This is a genomic window from Brevibacillus fortis (genome assembly GCF_046196545.1).
Classification (GTDB): Bacteria; Bacillota; Bacilli; order Brevibacillales; family Brevibacillaceae; genus Brevibacillus; species Brevibacillus fortis_A.
Window position 1 is genome coordinate 1,059,156 of record NZ_CP176370.1, and the last position, 17,688, is coordinate 1,076,843.

Annotated in this window: 19 protein-coding genes and 1 pseudogene; 9 read left to right on the forward strand and 11 right to left on the reverse strand. The window is 41.0% G+C overall.

The annotated features are described in order from the left end of the window. Positions 1-78: 78 nt before the first annotated feature. From ACKKE8_RS05580 to ACKKE8_RS05590, 3 genes are all read left to right on the forward strand, one after another. Positions 79-1,152: an alkene reductase gene (locus ACKKE8_RS05580; RefSeq protein WP_409177300.1), complete on the forward strand. Its 1,074-nt coding sequence runs from the start codon at positions 79-81 to the stop codon at positions 1,150-1,152. A 163-nt stretch (positions 1,153-1,315) separates the two neighbouring features. Next, complete coding sequence (locus ACKKE8_RS05585; RefSeq protein ID WP_409177301.1) at positions 1,316-2,059, forward strand: suppressor of fused domain protein; 744 nt, start codon at positions 1,316-1,318, stop codon at positions 2,057-2,059. A 91-nt stretch (positions 2,060-2,150) separates the two neighbouring features. Further along, entirely contained in the window at positions 2,151-2,612 is a 462-nt protein-coding gene (locus ACKKE8_RS05590; RefSeq protein ID WP_409177302.1) for a GNAT family N-acetyltransferase, read from the forward strand. Positions 2,613-2,671: 59 nt separating this feature from the next. Here ACKKE8_RS05590 and ACKKE8_RS05595 read toward each other — a convergent pair whose 3' ends face one another. The 3 genes from ACKKE8_RS05595 to ACKKE8_RS05605 all read right to left on the reverse strand — a co-directional run bounded on the left by ACKKE8_RS05595 (position 2,672) and on the right by ACKKE8_RS05605 (position 5,362). Then, entirely contained in the window at positions 2,672-3,751 is a 1,080-nt protein-coding gene (locus ACKKE8_RS05595) for a hypothetical protein (RefSeq protein WP_409177303.1), read from the reverse strand. Further along, on the reverse strand, positions 3,738-4,268 hold the full coding sequence (locus ACKKE8_RS05600) for an RNA polymerase sigma factor (RefSeq protein WP_409177304.1): 531 nt from the start codon (positions 4,266-4,268) through the stop codon (positions 3,738-3,740). The genes ACKKE8_RS05595 and ACKKE8_RS05600 overlap by 14 nt, the downstream gene beginning before the upstream one ends. Before the next feature lie 509 nt (positions 4,269-4,777). Beyond that, a complete protein-coding gene (locus ACKKE8_RS05605; protein WP_409177305.1) occupies positions 4,778-5,362 on the reverse strand; it encodes a hypothetical protein in 585 nt (194 codons plus the stop codon). Between the two features lie 93 nt (positions 5,363-5,455). Between ACKKE8_RS05605 and ACKKE8_RS05610 the strand changes: the two genes are divergently transcribed. After that, a complete protein-coding gene (locus tag ACKKE8_RS05610) occupies positions 5,456-5,791 on the forward strand; it encodes a DUF3139 domain-containing protein (protein WP_409177306.1) in 336 nt (111 codons plus the stop codon). A gap of 835 nt (positions 5,792-6,626) precedes the next feature. Here the strand turns inward: ACKKE8_RS05610 and ACKKE8_RS05615 are convergent. The 4 genes and pseudogenes from ACKKE8_RS05615 to ACKKE8_RS05630 all read right to left on the reverse strand — a co-directional run bounded on the left by ACKKE8_RS05615 (position 6,627) and on the right by ACKKE8_RS05630 (position 9,037). Beyond that, complete coding sequence (locus ACKKE8_RS05615) at positions 6,627-6,866, reverse strand: response regulator (RefSeq protein ID WP_409177307.1); 240 nt, start codon at positions 6,864-6,866, stop codon at positions 6,627-6,629. Positions 6,867-6,955: 89 nt separating this feature from the next. After that, positions 6,956-7,369: a hypothetical protein gene (locus ACKKE8_RS05620; protein WP_409177308.1), complete on the reverse strand. Its 414-nt coding sequence runs from the start codon at positions 7,367-7,369 to the stop codon at positions 6,956-6,958. Between the two features lie 323 nt (positions 7,370-7,692). Next, positions 7,693-8,493 (reverse strand): annotated as a pseudogene (locus ACKKE8_RS05625) (TatD family hydrolase). Positions 8,494-8,644: 151 nt separating this feature from the next. Continuing rightward, entirely contained in the window at positions 8,645-9,037 is a 393-nt protein-coding gene (locus ACKKE8_RS05630; protein WP_409177309.1) for a DUF1259 domain-containing protein, read from the reverse strand. A gap of 222 nt (positions 9,038-9,259) precedes the next feature. Between ACKKE8_RS05630 and ACKKE8_RS05635 the strand changes: the two genes are divergently transcribed. Beyond that, on the forward strand, positions 9,260-9,757 hold the full coding sequence (locus tag ACKKE8_RS05635; protein WP_409177310.1) for a hypothetical protein: 498 nt from the start codon (positions 9,260-9,262) through the stop codon (positions 9,755-9,757). A 2-nt stretch (positions 9,758-9,759) separates the two neighbouring features. On the opposite strand, the gene ACKKE8_RS05640 is transcribed toward ACKKE8_RS05635, so the two are convergent. The 3 genes from ACKKE8_RS05640 to ACKKE8_RS05650 form a co-directional block, all read right to left on the reverse strand. After that, complete coding sequence (locus tag ACKKE8_RS05640) at positions 9,760-12,084, reverse strand: ABC transporter permease (protein WP_409179073.1); 2,325 nt, start codon at positions 12,082-12,084, stop codon at positions 9,760-9,762. Between the two features lie 2 nt (positions 12,085-12,086). Beyond that, positions 12,087-12,791: an ABC transporter ATP-binding protein gene (locus tag ACKKE8_RS05645; protein WP_409177311.1), complete on the reverse strand. Its 705-nt coding sequence runs from the start codon at positions 12,789-12,791 to the stop codon at positions 12,087-12,089. 268 nt (positions 12,792-13,059) lie between these two features. After that, positions 13,060-13,767: a DNA alkylation repair protein gene (locus ACKKE8_RS05650; RefSeq protein WP_409177312.1), complete on the reverse strand. Its 708-nt coding sequence runs from the start codon at positions 13,765-13,767 to the stop codon at positions 13,060-13,062. A 160-nt stretch (positions 13,768-13,927) separates the two neighbouring features. Between ACKKE8_RS05650 and ACKKE8_RS05655 the strand changes: the two genes are divergently transcribed. The 4 genes from ACKKE8_RS05655 to ACKKE8_RS05670 all read left to right on the forward strand — a co-directional run bounded on the left by ACKKE8_RS05655 (position 13,928) and on the right by ACKKE8_RS05670 (position 16,564). Beyond that, on the forward strand, positions 13,928-14,737 hold the full coding sequence (locus tag ACKKE8_RS05655; protein WP_409177313.1) for a TrmB family transcriptional regulator: 810 nt from the start codon (positions 13,928-13,930) through the stop codon (positions 14,735-14,737). Between the two features lie 81 nt (positions 14,738-14,818). Then, entirely contained in the window at positions 14,819-15,553 is a 735-nt protein-coding gene (locus ACKKE8_RS05660) for an AzlC family ABC transporter permease (protein ID WP_409177314.1), read from the forward strand. Further along, entirely contained in the window at positions 15,544-15,876 is a 333-nt protein-coding gene (locus ACKKE8_RS05665; protein WP_409177315.1) for an AzlD domain-containing protein, read from the forward strand. Before ACKKE8_RS05660 ends, ACKKE8_RS05665 begins: the two co-directional genes overlap by 10 nt. Positions 15,877-15,982: 106 nt before the next feature. After that, positions 15,983-16,564 (forward strand): type 1 glutamine amidotransferase family protein, encoded by a 582-nt coding sequence (locus ACKKE8_RS05670; RefSeq protein WP_409177316.1) that lies wholly within the window; start codon positions 15,983-15,985, stop codon positions 16,562-16,564. Positions 16,565-17,017: 453 nt separating this feature from the next. Here the strand turns inward: ACKKE8_RS05670 and ACKKE8_RS05675 are convergent, their stop codons facing one another. Next, positions 17,018-17,683 carry a DUF1266 domain-containing protein gene (locus ACKKE8_RS05675; RefSeq protein ID WP_409177317.1) on the reverse strand — a complete coding sequence of 222 codons (666 nt, stop codon included), beginning with the start codon at positions 17,681-17,683 and terminating at the stop codon, positions 17,018-17,020. Between the last annotated feature and the right edge of the window lie 5 nt (positions 17,684-17,688).

Consider the following 17,688-nt stretch of genomic DNA (forward strand, 5'->3'; position numbering starts at 1 on the left):
AAAATAGCATAATTCCTTTCATGTCATCTGTAAAAGCAGCTGGCGATCCGATACGATGTAAGGAAATGACAGGTAAGGATGGGAGAGAGGAAAATGGGAATGGAAAACCAAGCATTGCTGCAACCAATTCGAATGGGAGCTTGGAAGCTGCGCAATCGAATTGCAATGGCCCCCATGACGCGCACCTTCGCAGATGACCAGACGGGGGTAGTTGGTCCTGATGTCGTCGAATATTATCGGAAGCGAGCGGCAGACGGAGTGGGTCTGATTATTACTGAGGGAATCGTCATTAGTCCTCGTGCAAAAGGAACGAAGGGTGTTCCAGGCTTGTTTACCATGGAACAAATAGAAGGCTGGAAAAAGGTCACAGACGCAGTTCATCAGGCGGGGGGAGCGATTGTTGCACAAATTTGGCATGTCGGGCGGTTGTCACACCATGAGATCGCTGGAGGCTTACCCCCGCAGGCTCCTTCTGCACTGCGAGCAGAGGGTCATGTCCATCGATTGGGCAAACCTTACGATATCCCGGAAGAGATGTCGCTCGCCGATATTCAAGAAGTGATTCAGCAGTATGCGCAGGCTGCTCGCCATGCAATGATGGCAGGCTTTGACGGCGTTGAGATTCATGGTGCACATGGCTATTTGATTGATCAGTTTAATTCGGAAACATCCAACCACCGCCAAGACAAATACGGCGGAGAATTGCGCCAACGCTTGACCTTCATGAAAGAGGTGGCGAAAGCGGTTATTTCCGAAGTGGGCGCTAATAGAACGATTATGCGCTTCTCTGCGTTGAAGGATGATCAGCGTGAGTATATGTGGGAGGCCCCAGTCGCGGCTGTTCAAATCTTTGTAGAGGCATTTAAGGACTCGGGATTAACGATGCTTCATCCTTCCACTATGAATTTTGATCAAGTGATTGCAGAAGGCAAAACACTGCACGAGCTCGTCCGCCAATACTGGGATGGCATCATCATAGGCGTGGGCGGTTTATCTCCTGCTCGCGCCGAGCAGGCTGTACAGGATGGAATTATGGATGTGGCGGCATTCGGACGTCCATTCCTTGCCAATCCTGACTTGGTCAGTCGTGTTACTCAGGGAGAAGATTTAGTCGCTTTTAATGGCCAGGAGCATTTGCAAGTGTTGGTATAAGAAGAGTTATCAAGAGGGGGGCTAAAAATCCCCTCTTTTTTCTGCAAGTTGATTCGGAATTCTCTTGCAAGAATTACAAGGATAAGGTAAATGTTGGATGTATCTCATGCCGATACAATAGAGAGGACCCAGCGTCTAAATGATGAGAAGGTGAGGATTTGCGATGAATTTTTTCAAGAAGCTATTCGGCGGTACGAACAACGGAGAAAAGTCAAAGGACGGCACCACGATTTACACATATAACGAACAAGCTGATTATGAACCCCCAGCTCCCATGGAATATGTAGAGGAAATTGTTGCCCACTTTGAAACGGTATTTGCGGGAAGAGAAAGCAGTGTTTTTCACGAAATTATTTCCGATATGATACATATTGATGTGAATGTAATGAGTCCTACAGAAGAAGAACCATTTTGGGTTTTGTATACGACTGGGATGAGTGATTTACCGATGACGATCCCGGATGAAATACAGGAGCAGATGGAAGAGAATTTCGATCGAGCAGAAATGATGATATTTTTACCGGCTTCCTGGGAGCTGACACAAGAGTCACTGGAGGATGAAAACAACTACTGGCCGATCAGGCTGATGAAGCAAATGGCTCGTTTTCCTCATCAGTACAATACGTGGTTGGGATACGGACATACGATACCGAATTATGAGGACTATGAACCGTATGCGGATGGCACTGGCTTAAATGGAGTCGTTCTGTTTCAGCTATCCGAAGAGATCAGCGTCATTCCCACCAAGGATGGGAACAAGGTTCATGCCTATTTCTTGATTCCGTTGTATAAAGAAGAGATGGAATATAAATTGGAGCATGGCTTGGATGCGCTGTTGGATAAATTGTTTGAGCTGGACGATGATGCGCTGATTTTGAATCCGAATAGAAGAAATACGTGCAAGTAAAAATATATGAATTCCCCACCCCTTTTAGCTAAAGGGGTTTTCTTGTAAGATGTTAGAATAATCCCGCAACGGATTCAATTGGAGGCAAACGATGATTCATTTTCGAGTCGCAACAGCAAAAGACCTGAATAGAATTGTGCAAATGCTTGCGGATGATGAATTAGGTAAGACGAGAGAGCGTTACGAAACTCCGCTACCAGAAAGCTACATAAAAGCGTTTGAATCCATTGATGCAGACCCCAATAATGAATTGATTGTGGCGTGCCGTGAAGAGGAAATTATTGGTGTTCTACAGATTACGTTTACGCCTTATCTGACACATCAAGGTAGCTGGAGAGCGACGATTGAGGGGGTTCGTACTGCATCTACGGAAAGGGGTCAAGGAGTTGGGAGAAAGTTAATCGAATGGGCGATTGAACGGGCGAAGGAGAGAGGCTGCCATCTGATTCAACTAACGACAGATAAACAACGAGAAGATGCGTTGCGCTTTTATGAACGATTAGGCTTTAAAGCGACGCATGAGGGGCTGAAAATGAAGCTGTCGATCAACTAACGAAGTACGATGGAGAAGGAAAACGGGTTCCATATACGATATATAGAACCCGTTGCTCCTTATTCGATTTCAATTCGATCAATATCACCAACATCCAAATTTCCAAGCTGTATGGAGAAGCTTGGTTTCCCCGGACTTCTCAAAATATAGCCGCCCCAGTCCCGGCCGCCGTATGCCGTATACCCAGAGATATCTATGCCAAAAATGTCTTGAATAAGTGGCTTGGTTACGGGAATGACTTCATTTAGTGCTTTGACTTTATAGTTATCTGTTCCATGGCTCACTTCATACACTTGACCTGTTTTTGCTCCGATCATTACCTCATATCTCTTTTGTTTATTAATGAGCAACCATTTATCTTCACTTTCGTCTGAACGTTTTTTGGCTTGGGTAAAGGAAAGATTTTTTTCATTGGATAAACGCATCAAGGCTGTTTGCGCGATGGAGATGATCTTTTGATCGACGTCTTCTAGGTTGTAATACAATGTGAAACCAGTCACTTTATTTGTTGGGAAATCGACTTTGACGTACTGTTTATCTTCTGTCCAAAAGGAAAAATATGCTTCTTTCTCACTTTTGAAAAAACTGGTTTTTTGGAAGGTAACCTGTTGTTTCGTATCCTTAAATGCTTCTTGTGCAGTCTCTACAAATTTATGATAGGGCTTCGGTAATTCGTTGATCGCAAACCTCGCAAAGACGGTAAGAACCTCTGTGGTACCAGGCTTAAAAGTTACGAGAGCTTCTCTGGCTTCTTGATCCTTTGCCTGTACCATATAGGAGTCTGCGTCTTTCTCAATCTCTCCAAATGGGAAGGTCTTCTGAATGCCACTCGCATCTTGTACGGCTTTTTGAGCAGCCGCAAAATACGTTTGTTCTTCAGGAGTCAAGGCTGCTGCACTGCTCGTTGATTCTGCTGGTGCAGAAAATGGTTTCATCCAGAAAAAACCGAGCAATAGGCCGCAGGTGATCAGCCCTTTTGCCAGCCATCCATAGTATATTTTTCGCTTGTTCACTTTTTGAAGTCTACCTCCTTCTTCTCGCACACCCTCTAATATTGCTTGGCTTCGTTCTCGGGAAAGGATTTGCTCTGGGAATTGATTCAATTCTTCCAGAATGACCTGCTCATCACATGATGGCATCGTTCATCACCTCCGCAATCGAAACATTTCGTTTGTTTTGAATCGACTTTATCGCTCTATGCATCGTGAGATTGACTTTGGCTTCGCTCCATCCCAAAACCTCCGCAGTCTCCTTGCTCGATAATCCCTTGATCCCTCTAAGTATCAACACGTCCCGATAAGAAGACTTTAACTGATTAATCATTTCATAGAGCAGACGCTTGTTTTCACTTAACATCAGCGATTCTTCCGGTGTTTTGTCGTGCGAAACGAGATGCTGCAAGAAGATATCTGGCAACCAGCTAATCAGTTTTGTCTTGCGCCTTTCATCGATGGCTACGTTTCGTGCTATGGCAAACAGCCACGTTTTGGGATTCTCAACCTCTGTGTCGTGTATGGCTTTCAGGGCACGAATAAAGGTCTCTTGAACAAGATCGTCGATATCGGTTCGTCCCGTGTAATAGACGAGAAATCGATATACATCCTGGCTGTATGAGTGAAACCATTGCTCGATTCGTGCGCCAGTATGATCCTCCACTGGTGTTCCCCACCTCCTTGTCACTGTATAGACGGAGTAGCTGCTGACAATCTTTCACTTTTATGAAAAAAATGAGACACCCCGGAAGATCAGTCAGGTGTCCTTTCTCGTGTGACGATAGTAAGGATACAACTTATTACACTCCTAATTCGTTTTACCGCTCAGACAGTCGTCGGGAAGAGTATGCACATTGGATTCATGCTTTTGCCCTGGAATAAAACTACCTGTAAACGCTCCTGAGTGATACCGCCTGAAAAGCCTATTATACCAATGGATACACGATTTACTTGAATACGTAAAAAAGATTCCTTTTTCAAGTAAACTGTCACGGTCGCTGGTTCTACCACTATAGAATTATATATACTAGTACATATTTTAAAACTATGAAGAAGAGCGTCCCCCACGCCTTGGATAGCTGGGGAACGCTCTTTTGTTTTTATAGACGCTTTATGCGGGTAATACAATCCTAGGGATATACTAAACTCCCCAAAATGAGGAGCTTGGTTTTCTTATTTTACTTTGAACGAATCGTAAAGAGAAAATCCTGAATAGGTAAAACCAATTGGATATATAATTCCATAAGTGCTGTCTGTGAGGTTTTTATTCATGACATCTTTACCAGCACCATAATAGAAAGCTTGCCAAATGAATTTTGAGCAGTAATTCGGATTCATCACACTTAAACGATCTAGAGAAATGTAATAGTTATATACTTTACTGTAATTTTGTTTAGCCCACATTGCTGCATTTGCTGCTCCGGCATATCGATATTTATAGATTTCGATTGTTTCGCCTGATCCGTGTCTGCTCATATAGGAATCGATACTGTCTGCTACTCCGCCATCTGTTGCTGGAGTAACATGATATACTCTGAAATCGGAGCCTACGATTCCAACATGTCCTACAATTTTAAACGAGCTTCCTAGTGTTTTTGTTGAGTATAGTACATCTCCAACTTTCATCTCTATGTTAGTGCCTGGATACGTAGGGTTAGGTACAGCTGTAGGGGTAGTAGATGACGCACTTGCACTAAGTGGTACAACAAGAAGAATAAGAAACAAGGTAGTGAAAAAAGCGCTCTTTAGAATTTTCATCGATATAGCACCTCTAAATAGAATTTTATTGATAGAACATTCGGTAAAATGTACAATTGAGTAAATTTATGGTAGTCATGGGGTGGTTTTCTGATGAAAAAATTGTTCTATTCCATAGTTGTTCTGGGTTTGATCGTTGGTGGAGTGTATACGTACATTCAAATAAAATTAAATGATCTTGAAGCGAAAATGCACCAATATCTTATGGTAACAAACGATTATAAAGAGTCTGATATACTCAAAGTTGAGGCTGTCTTTTCTAAAATGCCTACATATTCAGTAAATGTAGTGTTTAAAGATGAGCCTGATGTGACTTATAACTATACTTTCAGAAATGAGCTTGAGTGGATTCAACTTGGACCAAGTGATGGAGAAATTGAAGAAAACCAAGGCAAGTATAAGCACATTGACAAGAAGCGGTTAAATTGAATCGCTATGTTATTTTGGATTAAACAGTGTAAATGTACTTGTCTAATTGCTGGTTAATTTCTATAAGGAGTACCGCCAACCAAATGCGAAAATTGTACGGTAAGACCTTAGCGGTCATGAAAATTAGCTATGGTACCGCCAGCAAAACGTGGATTTACCACGTTAAAACGAGAAAACTAGTGAAATCTAGGTCTGGATATGTTCAAACAGGGCTGTTCTATCAATTCTTAGCGTACAGAAAATACGTGTTTTTCAAGGCTTTCGATACTTAGCGTACAAAATCCGCATTATGTTGGAGGGCACCCTACAACTGCTTCATGCGTAAAACTTCCTTTTTCCTGCGCAAGTAACACCATTTTTCACAAATCCCCCGCTCCCAAAACACTATAGTTTACCATTCAATTCGACTTGTTTACCAGAATCGTTATACTGTTTTTACCAAAAGCAGGGTTTATTCCCTTTGATTTTTTATTCTACCATATATTACAAAAAAATAACTTATTTAAAAGATTCATAACTCTTATTTCATTGAGGTATTTTTAACCTTCAGCCTATAAGGTTCCGGAAATAAAAAACTGCCATCAGGAGCTGATGACAGTGAAAATATTACTTAAACAAACAAGAGTATGAAAGATTTAGTAGAATAAGAGCAATTAAAAATGAACGGAATAGTAAAAACCAATAGTCTGCATCGGTTCCCCAACTTTTACAGTCTGTCGAACCGTACTTCACAAGGTGAACAGGTAAATGCTCCGTTGACTCTAGGTAAAGCTTTCTGCTACTTGTTATAGCCCATTCCAGCAGCTCCAGCATCTCAAACGGTTTTACCAAATAATTATCTGCGCCGAGAGTCAGGCCCTTTACCTTGTCCGTCAATCTCCGGCAGCATAATGTCCATCACAACGAGATCCACCTCGTGCTTGTCCATTACATCCAGTGCCGCTTTTCCGTCCATCACCGAAATACATCTATGTCCCACTGATTGCAGGTTTCTTTTAATCAACTCATTAATAGGAATTTCATCCAGACAATTAGGATGGTAGCCACCCGGATTACCTCTCGTAAAGCATAGCATGGGGATGTAATAGAATTGTAAAAAACAAAAAACAGCCGAAATGAAAAAGCGGGACGCAGATTAGTCGCGTCCCACTCTAGTAGCGGTCTCTAGCCCATAAAAGTGATTTGAATTTTCGTGTTAAAGCGATCGGTAACAACCAAGCCTGCTGGAATCTGTTGATTATACCTGATCCATAGCTTCGCTCCCTTTGGCGCTCTTTGAATACTCGTAATTTCAAATTTATCAGTCGTACTGTCTGTAATGACCCATCCTTGCGGCATGATTTGATTGTTCCGCACCCACAGTTTATCTCCGTAACCAGCTCCTCCCGTATAAATGATTTGAAGGGAAGTCCCACTGCCATCTATACCAGCCCACTCATCCGGAATTCGTTGGTTGTACTTGATCCATAGTGTCGATCTGTAGGTGGCCCCAATCACGCATGTAATTTCGAAATGGGTGCTGTTACTGTCTGTAATCACCCAGCCTTCTGGGACCAGTTGATTGTTCCTGACCCACATTTTTGCTCCATAAGAAGAGCTCGCTGATAGGGATTGTTTTAGTGATGCATGGGATGAAATATTTTGTTCGGACGATTTCGAAAGCGTTGGTTCTGCAGCCTGAGTAGGAAGTGTGAAAGACATCACAACGAATAAAAGACCTAAACTTGAAGCCATACTTTTTTTAAGCATAAACAAACCACCTTTCTTTTAATTTCATCCATTATTTGTAATTTAAATATATTTTTAACAATCGTAAAGCGACGTTTTTGTGAAATGCTCTATATTCATTGCCTTGTCACAAAATGAAAAAGAGGGCACGAGTCCCTCTTGCGAAAAACTACTTATACGTTAAAAAATTCTTTCGCAGTCTTGGTAGTAGCGCTGGCCACTTCCTCTGGGCTCAATCCCATGCATTGTGCGACCGCGTGCAATATATGTCTCAAATACATTGGCTCATTCCGACCATCCACAGGCTTTTCTTTCAAATCACGAGGGGTTAAAAATGGCGCGTCCGTTTCAATCATCAAACGATTCAAGGGAATTTTTTTAACAAGCTCCCGAAGATGTTTCCCACGTCTTTCATCACAAATCCATCCCGTAATCCCGATATGAAAGTCCATTTCTAAATAAGTATCCAATTCCTTGGAGGTTCCGGTAAAACAGTGTACAACCGCACGATTGATTTTTTGGCGATGCTCTTTGAGAATCGAGACAAAATCAAGATGAGCATCGCGTTCATGCAAAAACAACGGCAGTTGAAGTTCTGTGGCCAGGGAAATTTGTTCAATGAACCACTTTCTTTGAATATCCCGCGGGGAGAAGTCACGGTTAAAATCCAACCCGCACTCTCCAATCGCAACTACATGGGGAAGAGATGCCAGTTCTCTTAATTTCTTGATCACCGATTCATCACAGCTTTTTGCATCGTGAGGATGAATACCTGCCGTAGCGTACAGCTTTCCTTTGGAGCGACTCGCATATCGTGAGGCATCCATACTGTTTCTCAAGCTTGTTCCTGTCAAAATTAATGGGTAAATTCCTTATTTTTCTGCTCTGGCGACAACCTCATCACGATCTTGGTGAAAGGAGCGGTGCATGAGGTTTACGCCTATATCGATGATCTGAGTATCCAAGAGAATCATTCCTTCCTAGTAAGAGGTGTTTGAATAGGTACTAATTTTCACTATAATTCCTATTTTTGGTTGTTTTTTATTATAGCTGATCGAGTTGTGATGTTCTAGAGACGAAAAAATCCTCTCTGCGGTAACAGAGAGGACTCGTTGCTTTCTATTCTCATGAAGGAATGGCATCCAATGCTCGCCTTACTTTTCTTGCGAAAGCAAGAGGTTTATCAACTGCTTCAATATTTACATAAATCAAGCGGGGACGATCGAATAGCCATTCATTATGGATAGAGGAGACTTTTATGCCTTGATTCCGAATGGCTATAATGAACGGATTGACTTCTTTCTGCAAGAACGCTGCCCTCCCTAAACAGAGCGCTTTGCCCGTTTGTTGATTGAGGGATTCGAATGAAAAAGAAGACGTTACGCGAAATCTTTTCCCCAAAATCGTCGTTTTTATTTGATTGCGATTGATGGTCGAGACGCATTTTCCACCAGCAAAGCCAGATTGCCCCCTGATAATTCTGGAGAACTGCTCACAAAGCGAGACTTTTTTGGGCATTCCTCGTTTCCTCCCTGTTTTTTTGTTTATGGTATGAAGACAGGTATAGGATGGAAACGGATGTTGACCTATTCTACGGGGCTTCTTCCAATACTTGTTCCAACTCCTTTACGAAAGATGCAATGAAGTAGTGAATGTTCACAAAGTGTTCACTTATGAAGACATTTCTACCATCACTATAATAACAAGGTGTTTTACTTAAGAAGGAGTTGATAAATCAAGATGAATGCAGAAACAAGACTCCCTCGAAACGGAAAAGAGGGTATCATCTTTTTACTAATTATTTCAATCCTTTCCGTAAACATTATTGCGCCTATTATAGTGGGGCTGGAACGTGGGTTTAGCAAAGAAGTTTATTTAGACACATTAAAGATAATCCCCTTTATGTGGATCATTGTTGTTCTACTGGTAAAATTGGTTGCGGGACCGATTGTAAGCAAAGTGATGCCAAAATTCGTGGGACAGACAGATGGATTTAATGCCAGAGTGTTACTACATATTTTGCTAAATGTTACGGTCTTATCTATTTTGTTGTCCATGATCGGAATGTGGGTTGGCACGAAGGAAATAAGTCTGGAACCGTTTCGAAACTTCTTTCATAACTGGCCGAGAAACTTCGGTATAGCATTTTGGGTTGAAATATTGATTGCCCACCCAATAGCCAGATTTGCCATGAAAACATTACACGTAAGACAAGCGCGTAAAGCAGTTGGTCGATAGTTTTAGTCTACTCCTTTTAATGATTCAATCATATTGATGTTGGTTACTTTTCTCCGAAGTAGCAAGTTGGACAGAATCGTAAGCAAGTAGGCAAGAGTAACAGAAACCAATAGGATAGGAATATGTAATTGATCCGGGATTTGTTGATGGGTACTAGACAGTGCCTTGACAATCATGGAATAAACATAACCGCTTATCGGTAAAGCTACAAGGATCGCAAATGTAGTGAGTATCATGTTTTCAAAAAAGATAAGTCTGTTTATTTTATGTTTTTGATAGCCTAATACTTTAAGTGTTGCAAGCTCGCGATTCCTTTCATAAATGTTGATGGAAGAGATTGTGTATATCGCGCCAAAAGAGAGGATGACGGCGCAAACAATAAACATGATAAAGACAAAATTGTTTTGTTTCAAAATATATTCAGCAGTTTTCTTTAGATCATTTCTATCTGCAATGGTTTCTACATGAGGATCTTGTTCAAAGAAGTTACGAACGCTAATAAGATCGACAGAGCTATTTGCTTGAACGAAAAGCGAGGTTGGAGTGTAGTCTATGCCAAAGCTCTTTAAATAGTCTGGTGTGATATAAAACGAAGGATTCGAATACTGCGTAGATATATGCAAAACCTTCATATCTACAGACTTATTTTTAAGCTCTGGTGCTTTGAACGTTATAGAGATGATATCTCCTGCTGAAATATGATATTTGTCGGCGTAGGATTTTGGTACCAGCACACCATTATTTTCTAAAGGGATCCGATGATCATTTTCGTCAAAGAAATGAATGAGAGAGTTTTCTTTTTCAGTAACAACGAGAGTGGCATTATCTTTTTCATCACCTTTTATGAATTCAACAGGAAAGGTGGATAGATAATAATGATTTTTCATACCGGAGGGGAGCTTTACCGTATCAGTAGATGTTCCCATCGTATAATCTACTCGTAAATCATACGTATAAACATCTTCAATTTGACTAGCTACTTGTTGCAAGGCAGTTTGAGTGCCAAAAGCAGTGATTAATAAGACCGTGCTTACAACAACACCAATTGAGCTTGCTAAAGCTTTTTGTTTATTTAGGAAAATATTTCTTAAAATGAGTTTGTAGCTATAGGAAAGATGACTCCAAATACCCGGAATTCTTTCTATCAATAGCGATTTCATCTTCTTTGGCGGTTTAGGACGCATAGCCTGAGCCGCATGTTCTTTTAATATGGTTCTACCACTTAAGTAACACGCTAGGATTCCAAAAGCACTGGAGAAAATAATGGGGGGAATGAAAGAATAAAAAGAAAGGGAGCATGTAATGCCAGGAAGAGAGTAGGCTCTTGCACTCGATGCAGTTACGAATGGAACAAATACGAGAGCGGCAATCGCACAACCTATGATTGAGCCTATGATACCTGCCAGCACAGGGTATCCCATGTAATGAAGCATGATGTTTCTGTTTTTGACACCTAAAGCCTTCATGATTCCTACTTGGTTTCTTTGAGAGTCAATCATTCTCGACATGGTAAGAAACAAGATAATCGCTACAATCAAAAAGAGAACGAAAGGGATAACCATACTCATCAATTTATTATTATGGATCGTTTCATTTATTTTCGAATAGCTGAAAGTCCGTTCTTTACTTACTTGGTTTACATAAGTGAGGTTTTGGGATTGTGATTCAATGGATTGACCTAATTTATCAATATCGTAACCTTCTGTAGCATCGATCATGATTTCATTATAGAAAAGGCCACCTAAGATTTCAGAGATTGTCTCTTCGGCAATATAAGCGACTCCGTAGGTTTTATGGTCTTGTATTTCGTTCTTTTTTGCATGTTCGACATTTTCACCCAAGCCGCTAATAGTAAATGTAAAATTTCTTTCGTTCGCACGAATACGGATTTCATCACCAACTTGAAAAAGATGTTCTTTCGCATAACGAGAATCTAATAATATCTCATTCTTTTTTGATGGGATTCTGCCCTCAATCATAGCAATCGTGTTTATTTCGTTTTTGACAGGGATGGAATGAATTTTCAAAGAAGCTTTTTCACCTTCAAAGGCTTGCGTGGCATCAAAGGTATAACGTCCTTCTATTTTTTTTATGCCTTCTATTTCACTTAAATCAGCGACATCATTTTTGGAAATTTGCTTGTAAAATACATGTAGGTCGCTTACGTTATGTTTTTTAAAATAACCTTCTGTATAAGCACTAAGATTATTGCTATAAGTTACTAGCCCCCCATAGAAAAAGGCTCCTACTGCGATAACCAAAACAAAGGCGATAAATTGCCCGATCGATTGTTTGATATCCTTTACTAATTTTAAAAATAATTTCATCTTCACCACTCAATCCCTTCCACACTTTGCTTTTCGCGATTAATGGTAACGCTTTCAATCGTTCCGCTTTTCACCTTAATAATTTTGTCAGCCATAGGAGCAATGGCGGAATTATGTGTGACCAATACGACGCATTTTTTCGTTTCTTTGTTCAAATCCTGGAGAAGCTTTAAGACGGACTTACCTGTCACATAATCCAAAGCTCCGGTTGGTTCGTCACAAAGTAAAAGCAAAGGATTTTTGGCAACAGCTCTCGCGATTGCAACTCTTTGTTGTTCGCCACCAGAGAGCTGTGAAGGGAAGTTTTTCATACGATTTTGTAATCCAACTTTATGTAAAATCTCTTTTGCATCCAGATGGTTTCTGCATACTTCCGTGGCAAACTCAACATTTTCGAGAGCGTTTAAATTCGGAATTAAGTTATAGAATTGAAAGACGAAGCCAACTTTCTCACCGCGGTATTGCGTTAATTTTTTTTCGTTGAACCTGGTGATTTCTTGATCGCCAACAAATACTTGACCTGAGGTAGCCGTATCCATTCCGCCTAGCAAATTCAAAATCGTACTTTTACCAGCGCCACTCGCACCCAAAATAACGACGAATTCTCCCTCTACTATGGAAAAATCAACACCATTCAGTGCCTTGATTGGCACTTCTCCGATTTTGTATTCTTTCGTTACTTTTTTGAATTCGATTAACGTCTTCACGGATTACATCTCCTCGAATCTTATTTTTGAAACTTAAGTACCATAATATACCAACGGAGAGTAGTTACATCCCACAGTCGATGTATTTTGATATCAGTCTCCAGAAGGAGTTTGATCTCGCTTGTCCGAAAAACCTCCACACGACCAGTATCGCCTTCAAGCTTGCCTACTATTACAAATAAGAGAGCTTCGACTTGCTCGCAAAAAAACGGAACAACCTCTAAAGGGCTACTCCGTTTGAACTATTATTCACGAGAAACCAAGAGGATTAACACCTCACATGTTTCCGTTTGAAGCCAAGCTGATCTTTACTTACTGCCTTTTGAATATTATCGAAAGCGTTTAGGAACTTGCTTTTTGCTTTGTCTTTTTGGACTTCTACTGGCCCTACTGCCTTTGCGATTTCGACCGCCTTATCGTGGAGTGGCAAATAGGAAGTTCCCACGGTGTAAATAAAATTATTCATAGCGTATTTTGTTCGTTCGGGAGAATCGTGAATCGTACTTTTCACAGTTTCAAGCATATTGGCAATTTTGCTTTCGGAAAATTCACGATCTGGGCGATTACCCAAAAGCCAGCAGTAACAACTCCAGCCCGCAGACATTCTGAGCTCCTCGCCGCTTGTGATCCATTGATCGGCAACTTCTTGGGCAATATCTGCTTCAGATAAGGTTACGGCAACCACATAATCGGACAGCATATAAAAATAAGCTGAGTCCATCCACCGATCAAAATCGGCATTGGTCATTGCTTTTGGGTCTGCGATCACACCGGCAAAGTACATGGCGTCGTAGTTCCCGGTAGCGTAAAGCTGCTCAGCCAAGGATTGATTGATCTTGATTTTTCTAGCCAGGGGCTTCATAGCGCCTGTAGCCACGCCAAAAAGTGGTTCGTGAGCGCCATTGGATAGATAAATTTTCTTGGTTCGTTCCTTGCCGAGAGCTTCAAGTTCCTGCATGATCATTTCTAAATCCATCGTATATCACTTCTTTCGTTGTTTTCTCTACTATACAATTTAAGCAAACCCGCCTTTAAATTATTGACTATATTCTTAGTGATTATTATAATAACCACCATAGAACGTAGAGGTTATTGTTATAATCACTAAGGCTGAGTATGAAAGGTGGTGGTTTTCTTTGGATGAAATTTATAAAGAGCTTCAGAAATTGGGGTTTTCACAATATGAATGCAAAGCATATATCGGGCTTTTAAAGCAGTCTCCTATAACTGGATATGAGATTAGTAAGAGATCGGGTGTACCTCGTTCCATGATTTACGAAGTATTAGGGAAATTGTTAGATAAAGGAGCAGTTTATACGGTACCTTCTGAACCTCTGACCTACTCTCCTTTGCCAGCTAAAGAATTAATCACGCGATTGCGTAATTCCTTCGAGCAATCATTTGATTATCTTGAAAAAAATCTATCTGCATTAGAAAGTGAACAGCAAGTAGACGTGGTTCGACGCATTAGTAGTGATGAACTGGTTATCACAGAAATGGTCGACATGGTAAACAAAGCCCGAGAAGAACTATGGTTATCGATTTGGCAACCACAGATTTCTTTTATTAAACAGGATGCAGATAAGCGTGTAGAAGAAGGCGTTCCTGTATTTTCCATTTTGTTTGGAGCACCCGATACCGAGATAGGTGCAACCACTCATCATGATTACATGTCTCCTAAAGTAGCAGAGGAACGTATGAGTGGTCGTTTAACCATTGTCGCTCGGGACAATGAAGAAGTATTAATAGCAAATTTCGCTCCAAATACTGCTGCATGGGCTATAAAAACACAAGACCCAGCACTTGTATTAGTAGCAATGGAGTACATCAGGCACGACATTATGTTTGCGCAATTAGTTAAGGAAATTGGCCCTGAGAAAGCCGAAGCTGTCTGGATTAACCATCCTGACCTGTTCCACGTGGTTACAGGAAAGCGGTTCAAGTAATTTGAACCGTATTTTCTTTCACTTTTTCATAGTGGTTATAATAATAACTCCTTTAATGCAAATAAGACTAAGGAGGATAAAATGGGTTTAGCGAATGACCAAATCGAAACGGTAGCAGATTCAAGAGATAAGGATACTTTTCGCCAAGGTATAAAGGATTGTGTCCCAACGTTGCTGGGTTATTTAAGTATTGGATTCGCTGCTGGTGTTATCGAAAGGACAGCGGGTCTTAGTATAACTGAGATAGCCCTGATGTGTTTAATTCTTTATGCTGGCTCAGCCCAATTTATCGCTGCCGGGATGATGGCAGCAAGCAGTTCGATTACCACCATTATTATTACGATTTTCTTTGTCAATCTTCGGCATCTTTTACTTAGTGCAGCCCTAGCACCATATTTTCGGCATCTTTCTCCGCTTAGGAACATGCTAGTAGGGTCTCTACTTACCGATGAGTCGTTTGGTGTTGCTATCAACGAAGCTGCAAAAAAGAATTACATTAGTGAAAAATGGATGCACGGTCTAAATGTAACGGCTTATTTAAACTGGTGCGTAGCTAATATAGCCGGGGCATTCTTGGGACAATGGATTTCAAATCCTGAAACATTAGGTTTGGATTTTGCTTTGACAGCGATGTTTATTGGACTTCTGGTACTTTCGATGTTAAGTCGAAAAAAAATTGCTCGTGATGTGGTTGTTGCGATAATCGCAGTTGTCATTGCTGTGGGAACCAGTTCAGTGTTGTCTGGCAGCATGGGAGTTATTGTTGCTACAATCTTTGCTTCAACGATAGGGATGGTGATGGAAAAATGGAAGTAAGATTGGATGTTTTTTTGATGATTATAGGAACAGCTATTGTTACATTCATCCCCAGAGTGCTTCCTCTTATGGTACTCAGTCGTTTTCAATTGCCAGATTGGGCAACACGATGGTTAAGCTATGTCCCCATATCTGTTATGGCTGCTCTAGTAGCTCAAGAGATATTTAAAAATGGTGAAAATATTTCTTTTTCTACGAATAACGTTGAACTTTTAGCAGCCATACCAACCTTTTTCATTGCGATAAAAACACGTAGTTTATTGGCAACTGTACTCGCAGGCATTATTGTCGTGATGGTTTTACGTTTTTTGTTTTCATCTTGATCGCTTCAAGATGTTCATGTGATTTCCGTTTTCTTTCCTGACCATAACTGTCAGTGAAGTTGTTTTACAATTCATTTGTACAAAACATTACAAGGAGGGAATCACTTTGAAGGAAGTGCTCATTTTTATAACGGATGGTTTTGCTGATTGGGAGGCAAGTTACGTCAGTTCCGAGCTGAACAAGCCGGGAACAGGATATCGTGTAAAGACAATCGCCATTGATCAGGAACCGAAAGTTTCGATGGGGGGTTTAACGATCCTTCCAGATTATAGCGTAAACGAATTCAATCCAAATTTAGATATCGCCATGTTAATCATACCTGGCGGAACGGGATGGAGAGAAGAAAAGAATCAGCAGGCAAAAGTAGTGGTCGAGTATTGTGTTAGCAAGGATATTCCTGTCGCAGCCATCTGTGATGCTACGACCTTTTTAGGGAATCACGGATTTTTGGACAATCATAGACATACAGGCAATACGTTACCTTATTTGAAGGAAGGAGCTCCGAACTACAGAGGAGATCAACATTATGTAGAGGGTCAGTCAATCCGTGACAAGAATCTCATCACTGCGAATGGAAGCGGTGCATTGGAGTTTTCAAGACATATCCTGGAGAGATTGGGTGTATTAGAGGGCGATGAATTAAATCAATGGTACGAATTATTTAAAAAGGGCTACTTTCCCTCCTAAGAGTTTGGTTTGGTAGGAAAGCACGAAAGCATACATGCTTGGGTGCTTTCCTGTTTTATTCAGATACTCATTTTTAGTTGAAGCAGGGAAACACTCTCCACATGTGAGGAGATGACAGGGAGTACAGGTTATTAATTCACGATGGAATGACATTTGCCCACTAATTTACAGGCGCCTATATCGGGCGTCTTTTCTTTTGCAGCAAGCAATTAAGCCCGGTGAACGCTTAGCCGGGCGAGAATGTCGTCTACAAGCGTCCATCCGGCGCCTTTACTTCGCTGATAATACGAATATCAGTGAAACGCGTAACGTATCGAAGACTTCGGCGGGTCGCTTCAACGATCGAAACGCGATCTTTACGGCGTCGTTCACGGTTGCCTGTTCGACGGAACCCGAAGCGTGAATATGGAGACGAAACATCAGGAAATTCGCATCTCTAATAATTACTTTAGATCATTCATTACTGTTGAGGGCTACATTCCAATCAACTTGACGCATGGGACTGTGTCTAGAGGCGAGCAGCTTGGTGTAGAAACCTCGATTTTCTTTAGCAGTTTGGAAAGACGTATCCGGAATTAAAAAATCAATTCCTGCCACAAAACCGGCAATATATTCACTCCATCCGGAATACGCTTGTTGTGCCAGTCTTGCAGCACTCAACATATATTCCATTGCCTGATCTTTTTGCAAGTAACCCAGTTTCAAACCAGCTCTGGATAAAAGGACACACCAAGCATAGTCATGAGCAGCAATACCCTCTGAAGGTAGACATCTCGAATAGTAATCGACAAGAATCAACTGAGATTTCGATCGATGGTCCTCGGGTAACGCTTGAATGTATGCCGTTCGTTCTGATTCGGAAAAAGTAAATAAGAAATGACGGAGACGATTGAATTCTTCCCTCTTCCCTTCCGATATGAGCCATTTTATTGTATCAATTAGTGCGGTCTTATCTGTAATCTGTTTTTCCTTAAGAAGAAATAGGCACTTTTGTCTACTTAAATTTTCATGATATAACGCATAATAGTAGGCTCCACTTTTGCTAAAGCAAACAGACGAAAGAGCTCGCAGAAATAATCTGTGACCCTTCTGATTATATGTAAGATCGGTGGGTGCCATCGGTT

Bases quoted from the DNA above. Each gene is read 5' to 3' on its own strand.
- ACKKE8_RS05580 (WP_409177300.1), top strand. From the start codon at position 79: ATGGGAGAGAGGAAAATGGGAATGGAAAACCAAGCATTGCTGCAACCA.
- ACKKE8_RS05585 (WP_409177301.1), top strand. From the start codon at position 1,316: ATGAATTTTTTCAAGAAGCTATTCGGCGGTACGAACAACGGAGAAAAG.
- ACKKE8_RS05590 (WP_409177302.1), top strand. From the start codon at position 2,151: ATGATTCATTTTCGAGTCGCAACAGCAAAAGACCTGAATAGAATTGTG.
- ACKKE8_RS05595 (WP_409177303.1), bottom strand. From the start codon at position 3,751: ATGCCATCATGTGATGAGCAGGTCATTCTGGAAGAATTGAATCAATTC.
- ACKKE8_RS05605 (WP_409177305.1), bottom strand. From the start codon at position 5,362: ATGAAAATTCTAAAGAGCGCTTTTTTCACTACCTTGTTTCTTATTCTT.
- ACKKE8_RS05610 (WP_409177306.1), top strand. From the start codon at position 5,456: ATGAAAAAATTGTTCTATTCCATAGTTGTTCTGGGTTTGATCGTTGGT.
- ACKKE8_RS05615 (WP_409177307.1), bottom strand. From the start codon at position 6,866: ATGCTATGCTTTACGAGAGGTAATCCGGGTGGCTACCATCCTAATTGT.
- ACKKE8_RS05620 (WP_409177308.1), bottom strand. From the start codon at position 7,369: ATGTGGGTCAGGAACAATCAACTGGTCCCAGAAGGCTGGGTGATTACA.
- ACKKE8_RS05630 (WP_409177309.1), bottom strand. From the start codon at position 9,037: ATGCCCAAAAAAGTCTCGCTTTGTGAGCAGTTCTCCAGAATTATCAGG.
- ACKKE8_RS05635 (WP_409177310.1), top strand. From the start codon at position 9,260: ATGAATGCAGAAACAAGACTCCCTCGAAACGGAAAAGAGGGTATCATC.
- ACKKE8_RS05640 (WP_409179073.1), bottom strand. From the start codon at position 12,084: ATGAAATTATTTTTAAAATTAGTAAAGGATATCAAACAATCGATCGGG.
- ACKKE8_RS05650 (WP_409177312.1), bottom strand. From the start codon at position 13,767: ATGGATTTAGAAATGATCATGCAGGAACTTGAAGCTCTCGGCAAGGAA.
- ACKKE8_RS05660 (WP_409177314.1), top strand. From the start codon at position 14,819: ATGGGTTTAGCGAATGACCAAATCGAAACGGTAGCAGATTCAAGAGAT.
- ACKKE8_RS05665 (WP_409177315.1), top strand. From the start codon at position 15,544: ATGGAAGTAAGATTGGATGTTTTTTTGATGATTATAGGAACAGCTATT.
- ACKKE8_RS05675 (WP_409177317.1), bottom strand. From the start codon at position 17,683: ATGGCACCCACCGATCTTACATATAATCAGAAGGGTCACAGATTATTT.